The organism is Ochrobactrum sp. P6BSIII (genome assembly GCF_014138065.1).
Taxonomy (GTDB): domain Bacteria; phylum Pseudomonadota; class Alphaproteobacteria; order Rhizobiales; family Rhizobiaceae; genus Brucella.
This window is the reverse complement of record NZ_JACGXB010000002.1, coordinates 368,188-386,839: the sequence shown is the minus strand read 5'-3', so window position 1 is coordinate 386,839 and position 18,652 is coordinate 368,188. Positions and strand designations below refer to the sequence as shown.

Here is an 18,652-nt window from a genome sequence, read left to right as displayed (position 1 = left end):
GGTCCTCGCTTGCATCTTAAAATCCGGCACGTTTCGCATTATGCTTATGAACATCCGGTGCCCTATGCGGTGCAGCGTTTGCGTTTGCGGCCGCCGACCGTGCCGGGACAGGTCGTGAAGCACTGGGAAGTGAAGATCGAAGGCGGCGAGCCGGAAGTCTCTTATATTGACGGTTTTGGCAACAAGACCGATCTGGTGCAGCACCATCGCAATATCAGCGAGATTATCATCACCGCCAGCGGCAGTGTCGAGGTTGAAGACCGTGCTGGCGTGCTCGGTCCGGTCTATGGCTATGCGCCATTGTGGCTGTTCGAGCGCGAAACAGAATTGACGCTGCCGGGTGAGGGCATTCGCGCTTTGGCAGGCGAACTTTCAACCGGGATGGAACGGCTTGCGCTATTGCACGATCTGATGAACCGCGTCCATGCGAACGTGGCCTATGTGCCTGGCACGACCAGCGTTTTCACTGATGCGGAAACGGCGCTGGGTGCAGGTAAAGGTGTCTGTCAGGACCACAGCCACATCTTCCTGTCGGTTGCGCGGCTTCTCGGTATTCCCGCGCGTTATGTCTCCGGCTATCTCATGATGGAGGGGGTGGAAGACCAGACGGCCAGTCATGCCTGGGCGGAAGCACATATCGATGGGCTTGGTTGGGTTGGATTCGATGCGGCCAACAATATCTGCCCGAATGACCGTTATGTGCGTCTGGCGACGGGGCTCGACTATCGCGATGCAGCCCCAATTTCGGGGGTTAGGCTCGGTGGAACGGCTGAAAGCCTTGCGGTTCACATCAATGTAGGGCAGTGATCGGACAAGAACGATGATATTGCCTGCCGGATACTGCTGATGACCTACTGCGTTGGAATGAAAACTGATCGTGGCCTTGTGTTCATGTCCGACACCCGGACGAATGCGGGGCTCGATAATATTTCCACTTTTTCCAAGATGCGGAGCTGGTCGAAGCCCGGCGACCGCGTCATCGTCCTGCTTTCGGCTGGCAATCTTGCCACGACCCAATCCGTCGCCAGCCTTCTGGAAGAGCGAATGAAGGCGCCTGCCGACAGACACCCGTCGGTATTCGATGCTCCGTCCATGTTTCAGGTTGCGCGGCTGATCGGTGATACGGTCAAGGAAGTGATCCAGAATTCCGCGACCGGTGGCCAGAAGGCGGCCGATGCATTCGGCGCGTCTTTCATTCTGGGTGGGCAGATCAAGGGCGGCCAGCCGCGCCTGTTCTATATCTATCCGGAAGGCAACTTCATCGAAAGCTCGGTCGATACGCCATTCTTCCAGATTGGCGAGAACAAATATGGCAAGCCCATTCTGGTGCGCGCCTATCAGCAGGATATGAGCTTCGAGGAAGCGGTGAAGCTGCTGCTCGTCTCGTTCGATTCCACGCTGAAGGCCAATCTCTCCGTCGGGCTTCCGCTGGACATGCAGATTTACGAAACCGACAGCCTCAAGACGGGCATGCAGCGGCGCTTTGAGGCAACGGATCCCTATTACCAGACGGTATCGGAAAGCTGGTCCGAAGCACTGAAGTCAGCGCTTGTGCAATTGCCACCATTCAGTTTCGACGATCAGAAATAAGAATTCGCAGTGGTTTAAAAGAGAAGACCGGGCATCGCAGGATGCCCGGTCTTTTTGATTAGTCCTTCGTCACCGTTTGAACGTAGTTGGCGTCGGCGACCATGTTGAAACCATGCACATTCGCGCCGGTCACAGCTGTTTCGATCTGCTGATAAAGGATTGCGAACGGGCTGGTCTCCTGAAACTTCTTCTGAAGATCATGATACATGGCCTCACGCTTGGCCGTGTCGCGCTCTTCGGCGGCAGCCATGGTTTCCGCCGTCAGTTCAGGGATCTCCCAATGCGCTTGCCAGGCGTTGGTGCGCATGGAGACGTCTTCCCCATTGTTCGGATTGTTGGTGAAGGTCACGGCATTGGTATGCGGGTCCCAATAATCCGGGCCCCAGATGCCGAGTGCGAGCTGATGCTTGCGTGCGCGCACCTTGGTCGTTGTCAGCTTGCCGTCGCCTTGCAGAATTTCCACGTCGATACCAGCCTTGCTCATGGTCTGCTGGATGTTCTCGGCAATACCGACGCCGGGCTGCGTGTTGCGGACATCGAGTGTCACCTTGAAGCCGTCTTTCAGACCGGCTTTGGCCAATAGTTCCTTGGCCTTGTCGACGTCATAGGTGAAAGGCTTGTCATCCACCGCGCCGAACATGCCGGTTGGCAGGAAGGATTGATGCGTGCGGCCAATACCCTTGATGAGCTGGGATTCGATGGTGTTGTAATCGATGAGATATTTGATTGCCTGGCGCACTTCCGGCTTGGCCAGTTCGGGCACATTCTGGTTCGCAACGAGATAATAAACACGGCCCTTTGGCGCTGCGAGAACGTGATACTTGTCGTCCTTGCTCAGCGTTTCCAGATCGCCGGGTTCCAGATTGCGAGCAATATCGATATCGCCTGCTTGCAAGAGCAGACGCTGCGAACTGCCTTCCTTCACGTGACGATAGATGACCCGCTTCATAGCGGGCTTGGCGTCGGCATAATTCTCGTTGCGTTCGAGAAGCAGCACTTCATTGGCGCGCCACTGCTTCAAAGCGAATGGGCCAGACCCCGCATAGCCGGTCTTCAGCCATTCATAGCCAAAATCGGTATCGTAAGGATAAGCGTCGGTCTTTTCGGCCTTCTGCTCGTGCTCTTTGACCAGCTTGCTGTCCACGATGGACGCAACGCTGGAGGTCAGGCAGTTCAAAACGAAGCTTGGCGCAAACGCTTTTCCAGTCGTGAAGACCAGTGTTTCGTCATCGGGAGCAACGATATTCTGATCGGCGTTGTCGCGTGTCAGGCCGAACTGGCTGAGAATGAACGCTGGGCTTTTGTCGAGCTTGATCGCGCGTTGCAGCGAATAGGCTGCATCTTGCGCCGTCAACGGATTGCCAGAGGCGAATTTCAGGCCTTTGCGAATCTTGAACGTGATCGAGCGGCCATCGTCCGAGAACGTCCAGCTTTCGGCGATCTGTGGGATGATCTTGGTCGGATCCTTGGTGTCCGTCGTCACCAGACGCTCATAGGTACTGGTGAGCACTTCCGACGTGGTGATTTCGAAAACCTCCGCGGGATCGAGCGAAATGACGTCATCAATACCCATGGCGATGACCAGCGTATCGGCTGGCGTGGCGGCTTGTACCGATTTCGGCGCTGCCGACAGCAACAGGCCAAAGGCCAGCGCGGCGGGAATTGTGCTGCGCAACAGACGCTGCGCAAAGCCAGACTGGATGGTCGTTCTGGAGACGGTATCGCCATGGTGACGATGATTGAAGGACAGGATTCCGGTGGTCATGCAACTTCCCCTTCGGTCACGGCCATCATTCGGGCCGGACCATGCATAGAAAATGCGCCTCGTAGTCTGAGAAGCCGGATATCCGCGACTCGCTCTGGCGCCGCGCTATTAGATTCCTATTTAGGGAAGGTTCACAATATAGACTGCGCTGATCAGGTAATATTGTGCCCGCAAAAAAGAAAAGGCCGGAGAAAATCTCCGGCCTCATCTCAGTTTTTTAAATTCGGGATCAGCCAAATACCTTGAAGCGATCACCATCATCCATGAAGGCTTTTTCGCCGAAAGGCTGTTCGTTGGAACCAAACGGCATCTGGGCGCGCAGCTTCCACGACGACGGAATATCCCAGGTCTTGGCGACTTCTGCGTCGATCAGCGGGTTGTAGTGCTGCAGGCTCGCGCCGATACCGGCGTCGGAGAGGGCAGTCCAGACCGAATGCTGAGCCATGCCGCCCGACTGTTCCGACCAGACCGGGAAGTTGTCGGCATAAAGCGCGAACTGTTCCTGAAGGCCCTTCACCACGTTCTGGTCTTCAAAGAACAGAACCGTGCCAGCACCGGCTGCAAAGCTGTTAAGTTTGGCTTCCGACTGTGCAAATGCGTCGGCAGGAACGATCTTGCGCAGCTCTTCCTTGGCAATGTTCCACAGCTTGTCGCTTTCAGCGCCAAACAGGATGACTGCACGCGAGCTCTGGGAGTTGAACGACGAAGGCGTGTGCTTGACGGCTTCACGGATCAGTTCTGCAACCTGTTCCTTGGCGAGCGGGAGGTTCTTGCCTAGAGCATACTGGGTGCGACGCTTCTTGATGGATGCGAGATGACTATTGTTCATTCGTTCTAATCCTGATGTTGCAGTAGATTGTGAACTTCCTGACACATCTTTCGATGCAGAATGTCCAGAAGTTACATTCATGACGTGCCCCAAGATATTGGGGTAAAACCGTTCAACGCCAGCCCGTTTTTCAGCGACACACTGTCAACAAATAGGGATTGTGAAGCCGCCATTGTTTCCATATTGGCCAGACAAAGCGGATGGGAGCCTGAGCGTTGAAGGGAAATTCCCTGCGAAAGCGGGGTTTACTTCTTGGGTACGATGTTGGAATCTTATTAAATTAGTGTGATTTTGGGAAGGACGATGGAAGCCGTTCAAAGGTCGAAACCATCGCGAACAGGGATAGGTCACGATAGTTTGAAGTCTTTTGTCATTATCGGCGGCGGCGCGAGCGGCGTCATTCTTGCGGCGCAATTGCTGGAACGCTCCCGCGACACGACGGTTCGCATTTTCGAACGCTCGGGCCAGATTGGCAGGGGAATCGCCTATTCCACGGAGAACCCCAGTCATCTTCTCAATGTTCGCGCCAACAATATGAGCGCCTTTCCCGGCAATCCCAATCATTTCCTGAACTGGCTGCAGGCCCGGCAAACGGCAGCAAACGCGCCCATCGCCAATGAGTGGCAGCCGCAGTCTTTCGCACCACGCAGGCTCTATCGTGATTATCTGAACGAGCTTGTGGAAGGATATCGCTCTGGCGAGACAGCGAGACTGGTTGTCGACCCACGCGAGATTGTCGATGTCGTTCTCGAAGGCGGCAGGCCTGCTGTTGTCGCGGAGTCAGGCGAGGTTGTGTCGGCAGAGGCGATCATTGTCGCGACCGGCAATGAAACGGCAATCGCCGTTTCCGGTGCGAATGTCGCTGAATACTGGTCCAGCAAAGGCTATTTCGACATTCCAGCGGACGCGCCGGTGGCGATCTTCGGGACTGGACTGTCCATGGTCGACAGTGTGTTGTCGTTGCTCGATCGCGGGCATCGGGGGCAGATACACGCAATATCGCGGCGCGGACTGGTGCCCGCCCGTCACGCGCCTGCGGAGCCTTTCGAAGTCGACACAGATTCATTGTTTGTCGCTTCCGGTATTGTCGGTCTGCTGCGTCGCGTTCGTTCACTTATGCAGGAAGCCGAAAGCTCGGGTTCGAACTGGCGCGCCGTCATGGATGCACTGCGGCCCCACACCCAGCAGATATGGACACGGCTGCCGCTGGCACAACGCGAAAGTTTTCTCCGCCATTTGCGGCCCTGGTGGGACACGCATCGGCATCGCATGGCGCCCGCTGTCGCTGATCGCATTGACGCGGCGCGTGCTTCTGGACAGTTGGAGATTGCGGCCGGGCGGCTGCTTTCAGTGCAGGAAAACGAAACAGACATGACAATCCGCTATCGCGAGCGCCATAGCGGTTTGTTTCATAAGGTGAAAATTGCGACAATTATCGACTGCCGCGGCGGTAATCCCCGGTTCTCAACGACCCGCAACCCGGCATTGCTTGGTTTGATGGAGCATGGGCTGGCCAAGCCGGATGCGCTTGATCTCGGTCTCGATGTGACCAAGGATTTCCAGTTGATCAATGCGCGCGGCGAGCCATCAGGCTCATTCTTTGCGATTGGTCCGATCACAAAGGGCGTCTTTTGGGAATCGACCGCCGTTCCGGATATCCGCGTTCAGGTCGCCAAGCTGGTCGACGCTCTGCTCGAAGGCTGAACCTGAAAAGAATCTCCCGGGTAAGAATGCCTGCTCATGTCATTCGCCTGCAAGAATTTCGCGGCAAGCTGCCCTTCAAGGTAAGGTTGCAAGGGTGAACCTGTGGCGAATGAAAGAGATTCGCATCGGTTTCTGCGGTAAAAAAGTCAGAAAATTGCGATAAGTCTCTGATTTGTCCCATATAAACAATCGAATGCTATTGCCAATATATTGTCAGGCCGGTCATAATAACGACATTGGAATATATGATTCCTCACAACATCTGACCGGAGCATTTCAGTTGCTGCTTGCCTGAGCTGCGCATGCGCTGGATCAGTTGACCCTATATTTCCTGCAAAGTGCCTGACGGTTTTGCGCCCGGAAATTAAGATAAAATGGAGCGCATCCCGGAAAGTGTGAACAGCTTTCGGACAAGATGTGTGTGATTATAAAACGTAAGAGCGGATGGGAGGCCTTGGGCGCATGACGATGGACGGCAGAATGCTTTTCCTGCTTGTCCTTCTTCCTTTTATTGGCAGCGTCATCACGGGTCTCTTCAGGGGCGCCGACCGAAGCGGTTCCGGTTGGTTCACGGCAGCCATCGCTCTCGTCGCCTTCATTCTTACGGCGAGCCTTTATCCGATTGTCTCGGACGGAAAGGTTCTGCGCGGCACAGTTGAATGGCTACCCGCCTATGGTCTCAATGTAACGCTGCGCATGGATGGCTTCGCATGGCTGTTCGCCATGCTGATCACCGGCATTGGCCTTCTGGTCGTGATCTACGCGCGCTATTACATGTCGCCGGACGATCCGGTGCCGCGTTTCTTCTCATTCCTGCTGTCGTTTATGGGTTCGATGCTCGGCGTCGTTCTGTCCGGCAATATCATTCTGCTTGCCGTCTTCTGGGAGCTGACGAGTATCTTCTCGTTCCTGCTCATCGGCTACTGGTATCACAATGCCAGTGCGCGCGATGGCGCGCGTATGGCGCTGACAGTCACAGGCATTGGCGGCTTCTGCTTGCTGGCAGGTATGCTGCTGCTCGGCCATATCGTCGGCAGCTATGATCTCGATGTGGTTCTGGCAGCAGGCAATGAGGTTCGCACCCATCCCCTTTATACGGTTGCGCTCGTTTTGATCCTGCTCGCTGCTTTCACCAAAAGCGCGCAGTTTCCGTTCCATTTCTGGCTGCCGAATGCGATGGCGGCGCCGACACCTGTTTCGGCCTATCTCCATTCGGCGACGATGGTGAAGGCCGGTGTGTTTTTGCTCGCCCGCCTGTGGCCAGTGCTGGCCGGAACCGAGGAATGGTTCTGGATTTTGGGTTCGGCTGGCCTGATCACGCTGTTGCTGGCAAGCTTTTTTGCCGTGTTTCAGCAAGATCTTAAAGGGCTGCTCGCCTATTCGACGATCAGCAATCTGGGCCTTATCACCGCGCTTTTGAGCCTTGGAAGTCCGCTTGCGGCAGTGGCCGCGATCTTCCACATGGTCAACCATGCCATCTTCAAGGCGTCGCTTTTCATGGCGGCGGGCATTATCGATCATGAAACGGGCACGCGCGATATGCGCCGCCTGAGCGGATTGTTCCGATTAATGCCCTATACGGCAACACTTGCCATGGTGGCGAGCGCGGCCATGGCGGGCGTCCCGCTGCTGAACGGCTTCATTTCCAAGGAAATGTTCTTTGCCGAAGCGGTCGAAACGCATCTTGCATCGTGGCTGGACTCGATCACGCCCTATGTGGCGACGCTTGCCAGCATTTTCACGGTGGCCTATTCGATCCGCTTTATCTACTCGACCTTTTTCGGTCCGCCGCCGCATGATCTGCCGCGCGAGCCGCACGAACCGCCGCACTGGATGCGTCGTCCCATCGAGCTTCTCGTGCTACTCTGCCTTCTGATCGGTATTGTTCCCGGCCTGTCCATTGGTCCATTCCTGCATTCGGCGGTTCGCTCTGTGCTTGGCGATGCGACGCCGGAATATAGCCTCTCGGTCTGGCATGGTTTCAATTTGCCGCTGATGATGAGTATTGCAGCGATGATTGGCGGCGTGTTGCTGCACTGGTGCCTGAAGAACTATCTGGCCACCAGTGAGGATGGACCGCCGGTATTCCGCCATCTGCAAGGGCAGCGCATTTTCGAGCGCGTTCTGGTGACGCTGTCTTGGAACTGGGCACGTAAGGCAGAAAATTTCCTGAGTACGCGTCGTTTGCAGCCGCAGTTGCGCATCATCGTTGCCATAGCTGTTGTGGTCGCCGGCTGGCCGCTGATCGAGGGCAGTTTGCGCTCCGGTACTTTGGGCGCGCAGCCGGTCGATCCGATTTTCGCGGGCCTCTGGGCGCTTGGTTGCGCCTGCGCCATCGGTGCGGCCTATCAGGCCAAGTATCACCGTCTGGCTGCTCTTATCCTGCTTGGCGGGGCAGGGCTTATCACCTGCATCACATTCGTCTGGTTGTCGGCGCCTGATCTTGCGGTGACCCAGCTTCTGGTGGAAATCGTCACCACGGTTCTGTTGTTGCTCGGCTTGCGCTGGCTGCCGAAGCGTTGGGAAGATCCCGATCCGATTCCGGTGAAGATCGGCCCGCGCATCCGCCGTTATCGCGATCTTTTGCTGGCGGTTGCCAGTGGTGTCGGCGTTTCAATCATTGCCTATGCGATGATGACGCGCCCGTCACCCAATAGCATTGGCGATTATTTCCTGCAGAACGCCTATTCGGGCGGCGGTGGCAAAAATGTCGTCAATGTCATTCTGGTTGATTTCCGCGCCTTCGATACGTTCGGTGAAATTGCCGTCCTCGGGATTGTCGGCCTGACAGTCTTCGCACTGCTGCGTCGTTTCCGTCCCGCGCCGGATTCCACCGGCTCGACCGCACAACAGAAGATTCAGGACGCCTACGATGAAGCCATGCCAGATCGCAAGGCGGGTGAAACGCTGAACGATTATCTGGCTGTGCCGTCAGTCATCATGCAATGGCTGTTCCCGGTCATCATCGTTCTGGCCATGCATCTGTTCCTGCGCGGGCACGATCTGCCGGGCGGTGGTTTTGCGGCCGGTGTTGCGCTGGCGATTGCCTTCATCCTGCAATATCTGGCTGCCGGAACGCGTTGGGTGGAAGACAGGCTGCGCATTCTGCCGCTGCGCTGGATCGGCATTGGCTTGTTGAGCGCTGCGGCAACCGGCTCCGGCGCGTGGCTGTTCGGCTATCCGTTCCTGACCACATTCTTCCAATATGCGGAGATACCGTATGTGGGGAAAATGCCGTTGGCGAGCGCCTTGCTGTTTGATTTCGGTGTTTTCACGCTCGTCGTGGGTGCAACCGTTATCGTCCTGATTGCACTGGCGCACCAATCGATCCGTAAACATCGCGTCGAGAAGCTCGCCGCAGCGACTGCGAAGGAGGAGAACTGATGGAGCTGGTTCTTGCTCTCGCAATCGGTGTGCTGATGGCGTCCGGCGTCTGGCTGGTGCTGCGCCCGCGCACGTTCCAGGTGGCGATCGGCCTGTCGCTGATCTCCTATGCGGTTAATCTGTTCATCTTCTCGATGGGACGGCTGCGTTCCAATGCGCCGCCGGTTCTGGACTCCGGTCTGGACGTACAGGCCGCTCAATATACCGATCCGGTGCCGCAGGCGCTTGTGCTGACGGCAATCGTTATCGGCTTCGCCATGACGGCGCTCTTCCTTGTCGTGCTGCTCGCTTCGCGCGGTCTGACACGCACCGACCATGTCGACGGCAAGGAGAACTGATGATGGATTGGAAATCACACCTCATCGTTGCTCCGATCCTTCTGCCGCTGGTAACGGCAGCGGTTCTGCTGTTGATCGACGAACGCAGCCGCAAGCTGAAGATGGCGATCAATTCGCTCTCGACACTTGGCCTGATCGGCATTGCCTGCACGCTTGTGGCTATGGCCAGCGAAAAAGCGCCCGAAGCAATTGTTTATCTCATCGGCAACTGGCCCGCGCCTTTTGGCATCGTGCTGGTGCTCGACAGGCTGGCGGCAATGATGCTGCTTCTGGCGAGCCTGCTCGGCATGGCCGCACTCAGCTTTGCGCTGGCGCATTGGCACAAGGCAAGCCCGCATTTCCATACGATCTTCCAGCTCTTGCTGATGGGCTTGAACGGCGCATTCCTGACGGGCGACCTGTTCAACCTGTTCGTTTTCTTCGAGGTCATGCTCGCCGCCTCCTATGGTCTGGCGCTGTACGGCTCCGGTCCGGCACGCGTTAAGGCGGGTCTCCATTACATCGCAGTCAATCTGGTGGCGTCTTCGCTCTTCCTGATCGGCGTGAGCCTGATCTACGGTGTTACCGGCACGCTGAACATGGCTGACCTCGCGCAGCGGATCACACAGGTTGCGCCTGAAGATCGTATGTTGCTTGAAGCCGGTGCTGCGGTTCTCGGTGTGGCGTTCCTGATCAAAGCGGGCATGTGGCCGCTCAATTTCTGGCTTGCGCCGACCTATACGGCGGCCGCAGCGCCTGTTGCCGCGATCTTCGCGATCATGAGCAAGGTTGGCATTTATGTGCTGTTGCGCCTGTCGCCGCTGATGTTCGGCATTGGCGCTGGCTCGTCCTACGGTTTTGGCAATGACTGGCTCTATTTCGGCGGCATGATCACGCTCGCTTTCGGCCTGATCGGCGTGGTTGCATCGCAGGCCATGGGCAGGCTTGCGAGCTACAGCATTCTCGTTTCCTCGGGCACGCTGTTGGCTGCCATCGGTAGTGGTAACACCGCCATGGCTGGAGCTGCATTGTTCTATATGGTCAGTTCCACGCTCACGATCGCTGCATTCTTCCTGCTGATCGAACTTGTCGAGCGCGGACAGGATGCCGCCGCCAACGTTCTCGCGGTGACGATGGAAGCCTATGGCGATGACGAAGAGGAAGAAGAAGAGGAAGAGGTGGGCGCGGTCCTGCCTGCCACTCTTGCCATCCTCGGTACGTTCTTTGCGATATGCGCCATTTTGCTGATCGGCCTGCCACCGTTCTCGGGCTTTATCGCCAAGTTCTTGATCCTGGCTGCGGTGTTCAACGGCGATGGACCAACGCCGCAACTGGCGATGCCGGTCAGTCCGGCAAGCTGGGCGCTGATTGCGCTGATCCTGCTGTCCGGTCTTTCGGCGTTGATTGCCATGACACGTACCGGTATCCGCACTTTCTGGGCGTCGCTCGAAGGCAATGTGCCGCGCGTTCTGGTGCGCGAAGTGGTGCCGATTGCCGGGCTGCTGGCACTTTGTCTTGCGCTGACAATCGCAGCTGGTCCCGCCATGCGCTACATGGACGAAACGGCACGTTCGCTACACCATCCATCCGATTATATCGATAGTGTTCTCAAGGCGCCCAAGGTTGAGCATAACACGACCAAGAAGACGGGCACGCAAGCGGCGGAGGTAGAATGAGAAAAATCCTGCCATATCCGCTGTTGTTCGTGTCGCTGCTTCTGTTCTGGCTGCTGCTGAACGGCTTTACCCCCGCGCAGCTCATTCTTGGCGTGGTCATCGCGCTGTTCGCCTGCCAGATCATGACGGCGCTCCAACCACAGAAAAATCATATTCGCTCGATCCCGGCGATGCTCCGGCTTTTCGTCACGTTCAGCCTTGATATTCTGAGTTCGAACATCACTGTGGCGCGCATCATCCTTTCTGGAAGAAAGCGCCGCCCCGGTTTTGTGGTTATCCCGCTGGAGCTGGAAAATCGCACCGCGCTGGCGGTACTCGCCTGTGTGGTGACCGCAACGCCCGGCACGGCCTGGGTGGATCACCACAGCGCGCGCCGCGAACTGACCATTCACGTACTCGACCTTGAAGAAGCGCAGGTCTGGCGCGATCTGATCAAGCAAAAATATGAAAAGCCGCTGATTACGATTTTCGGGGCAGGAGACGTCGTCGAGAAGGAGAAATCCGCATGAGTGCCGTTGTCATCTTCTGGTCTCTGCTCGCCGCGCAATTGATGCTGATCGCCGCCATGGGTTGCGCTGTTTATCGCCTGCTGGTTGGCCCACGGGCTCAGGACCGCGTGCTCGCCACCGACGCCCTTTATCTCAACGCGCTGCTGCTGCTGATCACCTTCGGCATTCGCACCGGCAGCGATATCTATTTCGAGGCTGCGCTGATCATCGCGTTGCTTGGTTTCGTTGCCACCGTCGCACTTGCGAAATTCCTGATGCGCGGGGAGGTGATCGAATGATCCATGCAGCCGAAATCCCGCTTTGGGCCGCCATTCTCATTTCGTTTTTTCTCGTCGCCGGTGCTTTCCTGACGCTCGTCGGATGCATTGGCCTGGTGCGTTTCAAGACCTTTTACGAACGCATTCACGCACCGACCATCGGCTCTTCTTTTGGGGCTGGGGGAATCTTGATCGCTTCGATCATATTTTTCTCCATCTTGCAATCGAAGCCGATTCTGCATGAAGTATTGATTACCGTCTTTGTGGTCATCACAACGCCGGTGACGCTCATGCTGCTCAGCCGCGCTGTGATCCATCGCGACACAACGCAGGACAGCAAGGAGCTGCCTTCATCTTCCGACCCCGATTGAGGCCGGCAGACATCATGCTTGAGGGTGCGGAAGGGGCGTTTTAGGCTTTTCCGCAGTGCAGAACGGGGAAAATCAGCGGCTTCTTCCAGGAAGGGCCGCCATCGTTTTTCGGACGAACGGACTGAGCTTTTTCGGGTTCGCTTAAAGACTCATATCCTCTTGTTCGGTCACGATATTCGCTCTTTCCCGAATCTGAAGCGTATTGCCTGCGGCCTGTTTGGTCCGGAAGGAGCGGCCGATGGCATTTGGAGGAGTGCTGTGGGCTGCGGCCAATTGTCCAGATGCGGCGCATCAATGGTCAGGCGGATTGAAGGTTTTCATCATTTAGATTATCTGGATTTCAGTAATTTCTGAAAGTTCAGAAAATACGGGAGAGAGAATTTTGGAATTGTCGCCAATCGTTCAGTCGTTCGTGCTCCACTTTGGAGAGATGGGCAGCCGTTGGGGCATCAACCGCACGGTAGGGCAGATTTACGCGCTGCTTTATCTGTCGCCTCAACCCATGTGCGCTGACGAGATCGTCGACGCGCTTGGTGTGTCACGCTCGAATGTCTCCATGGGCATACGCGAACTGCAGGGCTGGAACCTCGTGCTCTTGAAGCACATTCCCGGCGACCGTCGCGATTTCTTCACGACGCCGGATGATGTCTGGCAAATTCTGCGCACACTCGCTGAAGAGCGCAAGAAGCGCGAGATTGACCCAACCCTGTCCGTTTTGCGCGAAGTGCTGATGGAAGCACCGCAGGACGACGGTGATCGTTATGCGCAGGAGCGCATGAAAGACATGTACAGCCTGATCGAGCGGCTGACCAACTGGTACGACGACGTCAAGAAGCTCGATACGGACCGTCTGACAAGCCTGCTGGCGCTTGGCGCCAAGGTAACCCGTTTCCTCGAAACCACCGACAGGATCGTGGCTTTGGGACGTGGGCGAACATCGGCCAAGAAGGAGCCTAAGCGAGATTGACATCTGATGTCCCCCAAACGGAGCAACTGGCGGAAAAGCTAACGCCAGACGACGGAGAGGCGACAGGCGGCAAGCGCCGCTCAAGTCCTTCCAAGCGTCGTTCTGAGCGCCGGCCAGTTCCGGCCATGCTTCGGCGGGGGGCAAATCTTCAGGCACTGGCAGCACTTCTATGGCTGCCGCAGGCGGGACTGATCGCCTATGCCATCGGATGTCTCGCCGATACGGGTTTCGACAACAGAATTTATTATGCAGCACTGGGCATATTCGTGCTGGGATGCCTGCGCAGCCTGATTGACAGTGCTGGCGCAGCCAAGGCATTCGATGCCGCCCGCGCCGAACTGACAGCTTTGCGTGAACGGGCTGTCACAGCGCTTTCCAGCCGTTCTCCACTCGACACAGCGCGGCCATCGTCAGGCGAGGCTGCAAGCATTCTCGCCGAACAGGCTGAGATGGTCGTGCCCTATCTGTCGCGTTTTGTGCCGGTGCGCATTCGGGTCATGCTGGTGCCGCTGGCGATCCTGCTGGCCGTCTTCTGGTTTTCATGGGCAGCGGCACTGGTTTTGCTCGTTGCCGCACCTTTGATCCCGATTTTCATGGCGCTGATTGGCTGGCGCGCGAAAGCCGCGAGTGAGAAGCAGCTTGTAGCGCTTGGCGGGATGAATGGTTTTCTGCTGGACCGCCTGCGCGGCTTGACCACGATCCGCAGTTTTCATGCCGTCGATGCCACCGCCACGCGGCTGCGTGAAAATGCCGAGACCCTGCGCACGAAGACAATGAAAGTCCTGCGGATTGCATTCCTGTCTTCTGCCGTGCTGGAGCTTTTTGCAGCGCTTGGTGTAGCCATGGTGGCCGTCTATATCGGCTTCCACCTGCTTGGCACATTGCAGTTCGGTGCCTGGGGACACAAACTGACGCTCGGCGAAGGCCTGTTTATCCTGCTTCTGTCGCCTGCTTTCTTTGAGCCGCTGCGTGACCTTTCCGCCGTCTGGCATGACCGTGCATCGGGCGAAGCCGCCATCGATGCGCTGGAAAAGCTCAGTCGCCATTCCATGCCTGTTGTCGGCAACAGCAGCGCCACGGCGGGTGGACTGGAAGAATCGGCCCCCTCTGTTCAACTACGCGATGTCGGCTTTCAATATCCGGCAGGTCCTTCGGTTTTGACAGATTTCAACCTGACAATCGAGGCGGGGGAGCATGTCGCGCTGCTTGCGCCGAGCGGTTATGGTAAGTCCACCATTCTGGCGTTGATCGCTGGACTGGCAGCGCCGCAAACAGGCGCAATACGGTTCGGCGGCACGAGCATGACGCCCGAAAATGCGACGGTCTCGCGCCAGCGTATGAGCTGGGTCGGTCAAAGGCCCCATATTTTTGCAGGCTCGGCACGGCACAATATCACGCTCGGGCGTGAAGCCGCTGCCAGATCAACTGCCGCGATCATCGACGATATGGCGCTCGCGCATGTTGCTGGCATCACCGGCAATGGTGTTATCGGGGAAAACGGGGCCGGGCTTTCGGGCGGTGAAGCCTTGCGGCTCGCGCTGGCTCGCATCGCGGTCGATCCTAAGGCCGATATTATTCTGGCCGACGAGCCAACGGCCCATCTCGACAGTGAGACAGCCAGGCATATTGCCGACAGTCTGTTGCGGCTGGCCAAGGGCAAGACCCTGATTGTCGCCACCCATGATGAGGGACTGGCGCGCAGGATGGATCGCATCATACGCTTGGACTCTTGTCAGGATACTGATCCGCTTTGGCAGAGGAGGGCAGCCGAATGAACGGTCTGCAAGCGCTCCGCCCAATCCTGCGCCTGTTTTTCAGAACCAAGGGTGCTGCTCTCTATGCAGGCATTGCAGCCGCGACGGTCACTGTTCTGGCTGGTATAGCACTGCTTGGCCTCTCTGGCTGGTTCATCACAGCAACGGCCATTGCAGGCTTGAGTGTAGCTACAGCTATTGTGTTCGATGTCTTTGCACCGGCAGCGGGTATCCGGTTCCTGGCAATTGTGCGGACGGGTGCACGTTATCTCGAACGTCTTGTCACCCATGATGCAACGCTCGCCATTCTGGCGGCATTACGCGAAAAGCTGTTTCGCAGCTGGGCGAGACCCGCCGCAGCCAATGCACTTTTAAAGCGACCAGCACGGCTTCTATTCCGTCTGACTGCGGATATCGATGCACTGGATTCGCTCTATCTGCGTGTCGTCGTGCCGATAGATGCTGCACTTGCAACCGCATTGGTGGCAGGTCTTGCGCTGGCACTGATGCATCCGTTATTCGGGCTTGCCGTTGCACTTGTGCTTTTGATCGTCGGCTTGAGCCTGCCTCTATTTGCTGCGCGGCGTTCGGAAATGCCGATGCGCAGGCGCGCCAAGGGCACGGAAGCACTGCGCGCCCGCGCGGTCGATCTGGTTGCGGGCCAGACGGAATTGCTCATGGCGGGGCGGATGCAGGCGCAAAACGATGCGCTCGTCCGGGCAGATCGTTATGTCGCTGCGGCTGACCGTACGCTCAATCGCGTTGAGATCCGGACCGGCGCTGGCCTCGGTGTGGCACATGCCGGACTTCTGGCTGGCGGCCTGATTGGCGCTGGCTGGCTTGTTCAGTCCGGGACAATCGGCGCGCCGGTCGCCGCACTGGCTATGCTTGTTATTCTCGGCGCAATGGAACCATTCGTGGCGCTGCGGCGTGGTGCGATGGAACTGGGGCGCACCATTCTGGCTGCACGGCGGGTTGGGCCGCAATTGTGTGAGGGAGCGTCGATTACAGGTCTGCCCACGCCACCGGATGGCATTGCTGTGGAGCTTCGTAATCTATCTGTCCGCCACGAAGACGCGGCCATCGATGCCTTGAAAACCATCAACCTCACGGTCGAAGCGGGCGAACGTGTTGCCATTGTCGGAACCAGCGGCGCGGGCAAGTCGACCCTGTTCAACCTGCTCGCAGGTGAAATCCCGGCGATGGATGGCAGTGCGGACGTGCTGGCCAGCAGTTTGCTGACCCAGCGCACCGAACTTTTTCAGGACAGTCTTCGCGACAATCTGCGACTGGCCAGGCCGGATGCAGACGACACAACACTGATGCAGGCTTTGCACACAGCCGGTCTCGGAGAGTTCGTAGAAACCTTGCCAGCAGGCCTCGACACGATGCTGGGCGAGGGTGGTTTTGGATTGTCCGGCGGGCAGGCGCGACGTCTTGCATTGGCGCGACTGTTCTTAAGCGAATCGTCCTTGTGGCTTCTCGATGAACCGACCGAAGGGTTGGATGGGGCCGTTGCTGAAGACGTGTTGACGCGGCTTCGGACGCAGGCAGGCGGACATACCCTGTTGGTTGCGACACATATCCAGCGCGAAGCGCGGATTTGCGACCGCATCATTGTTTTAAATCAAGGCGCTCTAGTTGAGTCTGTGCGCATGAGTGACCAGCGCTTCGGTGAAATCCTCGAATCTATGAGGTGACCGGGCGGGCAGGGTCCAGATATCGGGGCTTTGCCAACAATCGAGAATGGAAACGACGGGCGGCTTTTCATCCGCTCTTCTTTTCAAACGGACAATGTCATGACGGTGTCCGTTACGCGAAGGCGCGTCGCGTCTGCCAATTTATGCGGCGTGCAACATTATATCGTTTTGGTCGCATTTTGCGATTCCGGTGAAATCTCCCGGTCGCGAATGCTCTAGGAGGGCCGGGAATTTCCGGCTGAAAAAGATGGAACTCGATATTGTCTCCCTGTCGCGATTGCAGTTTGCAATCACGGCACTTTATCACTTCCTCTTCGTACCTCTGACGTTGGGTCTTTCCGTGCTGCTGGCCATCATGGAAACCGTTTATGTGATGACGGGGCGACTCATCTGGCGACAGATGACGAAATTCTGGGGTACTCTGTTTGGCATCAACTTCGCGATCGGTGTCGCGACGGGTATTGTGATGGAATTCCAGTTCGGCATGAACTGGAGCTATTACAGCCATTATGTGGGCGATATTTTCGGTGCCCCGCTCGCCATTGAGGGCCTGATGGCCTTCTTCCTTGAGGCGACCTTCGTTGGTCTGTTCTTCTTCGGTTGGGACCGTCTTTCCAAGGTCGGCCACCTGATCGCGACCTATGCGGTTGCGGCGGGTTCGAATTTTTCCGCTCTGTGGATTCTCATCGCCAATGGCTGGATGCAGAACCCTGTCGGATCAGCGTTCAACCCTGAAACCATGCGTATGGAAATCACCGATTTCTTCGCGGTTCTGATGAATCCGGTGGCGCAGGCCAAATTTGTGCATACGGTTTCGGCAGGTTACGCAACGGCCTCAATATTCGTTCTGGGCGTTTCCGCCTGGTATCTGCTGAAAGGCCGCTCGGTGGAACTCGCCAAGCGTTCGATGACGGTTGCCGCTTCTTTCGGTCTGGCCGCATCGCTTTCGGTCGTCGTTCTTGGTGATGAAAGCGGTTATCTGGCCAATGAACACCAGAAGATGAAGATCGCCGCTATCGAAGCAATGTGGGAAACAGAGCCTGCACCTGCCTCGTTCACGGTCTTCGGCTTTCCGAACCAGGAAGCACGCGAAACCCATTTCGCTGTGCATATTCCGTGGGTTATGGGGCTGATCGGCACGCGTTCGCTAACCACGCCGATCCAGGGCATCAATGATCTGGTCGAGAATGCGGAGAACCATATCCGCAACGGTATCGTCGCTTATGATGCGTTGCAGAAAATCCGCGCCGCTGGCGACACCAGTGCCGTACCGCAGGATGTGAAGGACGTTTTCGCCGATAACAGCCAGTGGCTGGGCTATGCGCTCCTTCTGAAGCGCTATGTGGACGATCCGCGCACGGCTACCGACGAGCAGATCGCCAAGGCCGCGAACGATACCGTTCCGGGTGTCCTTCCGCTGTTCTGGGCATTCCGCATCATGGTGGCTATCGGGTTCTTCCTGATCCTGCTGACAGGTACGTTCTTTGTACTGTCGGCGCGGCGCAAGCTTGATCAGCATCGCTTCCTGCTGAAAGTTGCAGTCTTTGCAATTCCGCTGCCATGGATTGCCGCAGAAATGGGCTGGATTGTCGCTGAATTCGGACGTCAGCCCTGGATTATCGAGGGTATTCTGCCGACAGCGGTCGGTGTCTCCAATCTCGGTGCATCGACGGTTCTGCTTACCATCATCGGCTTTGTCGCGATCTACACGGTCCTGTTCATCATCGAAATGGGCCTGATGATACGCGCGATCAAAGCCGGACCGGAACCCGACAGCAAACCTGAAGCCATGCTTGCACCTGCCAGCATTGCGCCTGCGGAGTAAGGAC

Annotated in this window: 15 protein-coding genes; 13 read left to right on the top strand and 2 right to left on the bottom strand. The window is 57.1% G+C overall.

Annotation, left to right across the window (positions count from 1 at the left end):
- Nucleotides 1–9 precede the first annotated feature (9 nt).
- Both FHW00_RS04145 and FHW00_RS04140 read left to right on the top strand, forming a co-directional pair.
- Nucleotides 10–807 carry a transglutaminase-like domain-containing protein gene (locus tag FHW00_RS04145; protein ID WP_113533462.1) on the top strand — a complete coding sequence of 266 codons (798 nt, stop codon included), beginning with the start codon at nt 10–12 and terminating at the stop codon, nt 805–807.
- A gap of 39 nt (nt 808–846) precedes the next feature.
- Nucleotides 847–1,590, top strand: coding sequence for a proteasome-type protease (locus FHW00_RS04140; RefSeq protein WP_078337019.1), 744 nt, complete (start codon nt 847–849; stop codon nt 1,588–1,590).
- Nucleotides 1,591–1,648: 58 nt separating this feature from the next.
- Here the strand turns inward: FHW00_RS04140 and FHW00_RS04135 are convergent, their stop codons facing one another.
- Entirely contained in the window at nt 1,649–3,355 is a 1,707-nt protein-coding gene (locus FHW00_RS04135) for an ABC transporter substrate-binding protein (RefSeq protein WP_078337018.1), read from the bottom strand.
- A 229-nt stretch (nt 3,356–3,584) separates the two neighbouring features.
- Entirely contained in the window at nt 3,585–4,184 is a 600-nt protein-coding gene (locus FHW00_RS04130) for a nitroreductase family protein (RefSeq protein WP_078337017.1), read from the bottom strand.
- Between the two features lie 357 nt (nt 4,185–4,541).
- Between FHW00_RS04130 and FHW00_RS04125 the strand changes: the two genes are divergently transcribed.
- The 11 genes from FHW00_RS04125 to FHW00_RS04075 all read left to right on the top strand — a co-directional run bounded on the left by FHW00_RS04125 (nt 4,542) and on the right by FHW00_RS04075 (nt 18,648).
- Complete coding sequence (locus FHW00_RS04125; protein ID WP_078337016.1) at nt 4,542–5,888, top strand: FAD/NAD(P)-binding protein; 1,347 nt, start codon at nt 4,542–4,544, stop codon at nt 5,886–5,888.
- A gap of 462 nt (nt 5,889–6,350) precedes the next feature.
- Nucleotides 6,351–9,272 (top strand): monovalent cation/H+ antiporter subunit A, encoded by a 2,922-nt coding sequence (locus tag FHW00_RS04120; RefSeq protein ID WP_078337015.1) that lies wholly within the window; start codon nt 6,351–6,353, stop codon nt 9,270–9,272.
- Complete coding sequence (locus FHW00_RS04115) at nt 9,272–9,610, top strand: Na+/H+ antiporter subunit C (RefSeq protein WP_078337014.1); 339 nt, start codon at nt 9,272–9,274, stop codon at nt 9,608–9,610. The genes FHW00_RS04120 and FHW00_RS04115 overlap by 1 nt, the downstream gene beginning before the upstream one ends.
- Nucleotides 9,611–9,612: 2 nt before the next feature.
- The gene (locus FHW00_RS04110) at nt 9,613–11,265 is read left to right on the top strand and encodes a monovalent cation/H+ antiporter subunit D (RefSeq protein ID WP_078337013.1); all 1,653 of its coding nucleotides are present in this window, start codon (nt 9,613–9,615) and stop codon (nt 11,263–11,265) included.
- Nucleotides 11,262–11,774, top strand: a complete 513-nt coding sequence (locus FHW00_RS04105; protein WP_078337012.1) for a Na+/H+ antiporter subunit E — start codon at nt 11,262–11,264, stop codon at nt 11,772–11,774. Before FHW00_RS04110 ends, FHW00_RS04105 begins: the two co-directional genes overlap by 4 nt.
- Entirely contained in the window at nt 11,771–12,052 is a 282-nt protein-coding gene (locus FHW00_RS04100) for a K+/H+ antiporter subunit F (protein WP_078337011.1), read from the top strand. The genes FHW00_RS04105 and FHW00_RS04100 overlap by 4 nt, the downstream gene beginning before the upstream one ends.
- Entirely contained in the window at nt 12,049–12,402 is a 354-nt protein-coding gene (gene mnhG / locus FHW00_RS04095; RefSeq protein ID WP_078337010.1) for a monovalent cation/H(+) antiporter subunit G, read from the top strand. Before FHW00_RS04100 ends, mnhG begins: the two co-directional genes overlap by 4 nt.
- A 382-nt stretch (nt 12,403–12,784) precedes the next feature.
- Nucleotides 12,785–13,369, top strand: coding sequence for a GbsR/MarR family transcriptional regulator (locus FHW00_RS04090; RefSeq protein WP_171058827.1), 585 nt, complete (start codon nt 12,785–12,787; stop codon nt 13,367–13,369).
- Complete coding sequence (cydD, locus tag FHW00_RS04085; RefSeq protein ID WP_078337008.1) at nt 13,366–15,144, top strand: thiol reductant ABC exporter subunit CydD; 1,779 nt, start codon at nt 13,366–13,368, stop codon at nt 15,142–15,144. The genes FHW00_RS04090 and cydD overlap by 4 nt, the downstream gene beginning before the upstream one ends.
- Complete coding sequence (cydC, locus tag FHW00_RS04080; RefSeq protein ID WP_078337007.1) at nt 15,141–16,823, top strand: thiol reductant ABC exporter subunit CydC; 1,683 nt, start codon at nt 15,141–15,143, stop codon at nt 16,821–16,823. Before cydD ends, cydC begins: the two co-directional genes overlap by 4 nt.
- Before the next feature lie 247 nt (nt 16,824–17,070).
- The gene (locus tag FHW00_RS04075) at nt 17,071–18,648 is read left to right on the top strand and encodes a cytochrome ubiquinol oxidase subunit I (protein WP_078337006.1); all 1,578 of its coding nucleotides are present in this window, start codon (nt 17,071–17,073) and stop codon (nt 18,646–18,648) included.
- Nucleotides 18,649–18,652 lie beyond the last annotated feature (4 nt).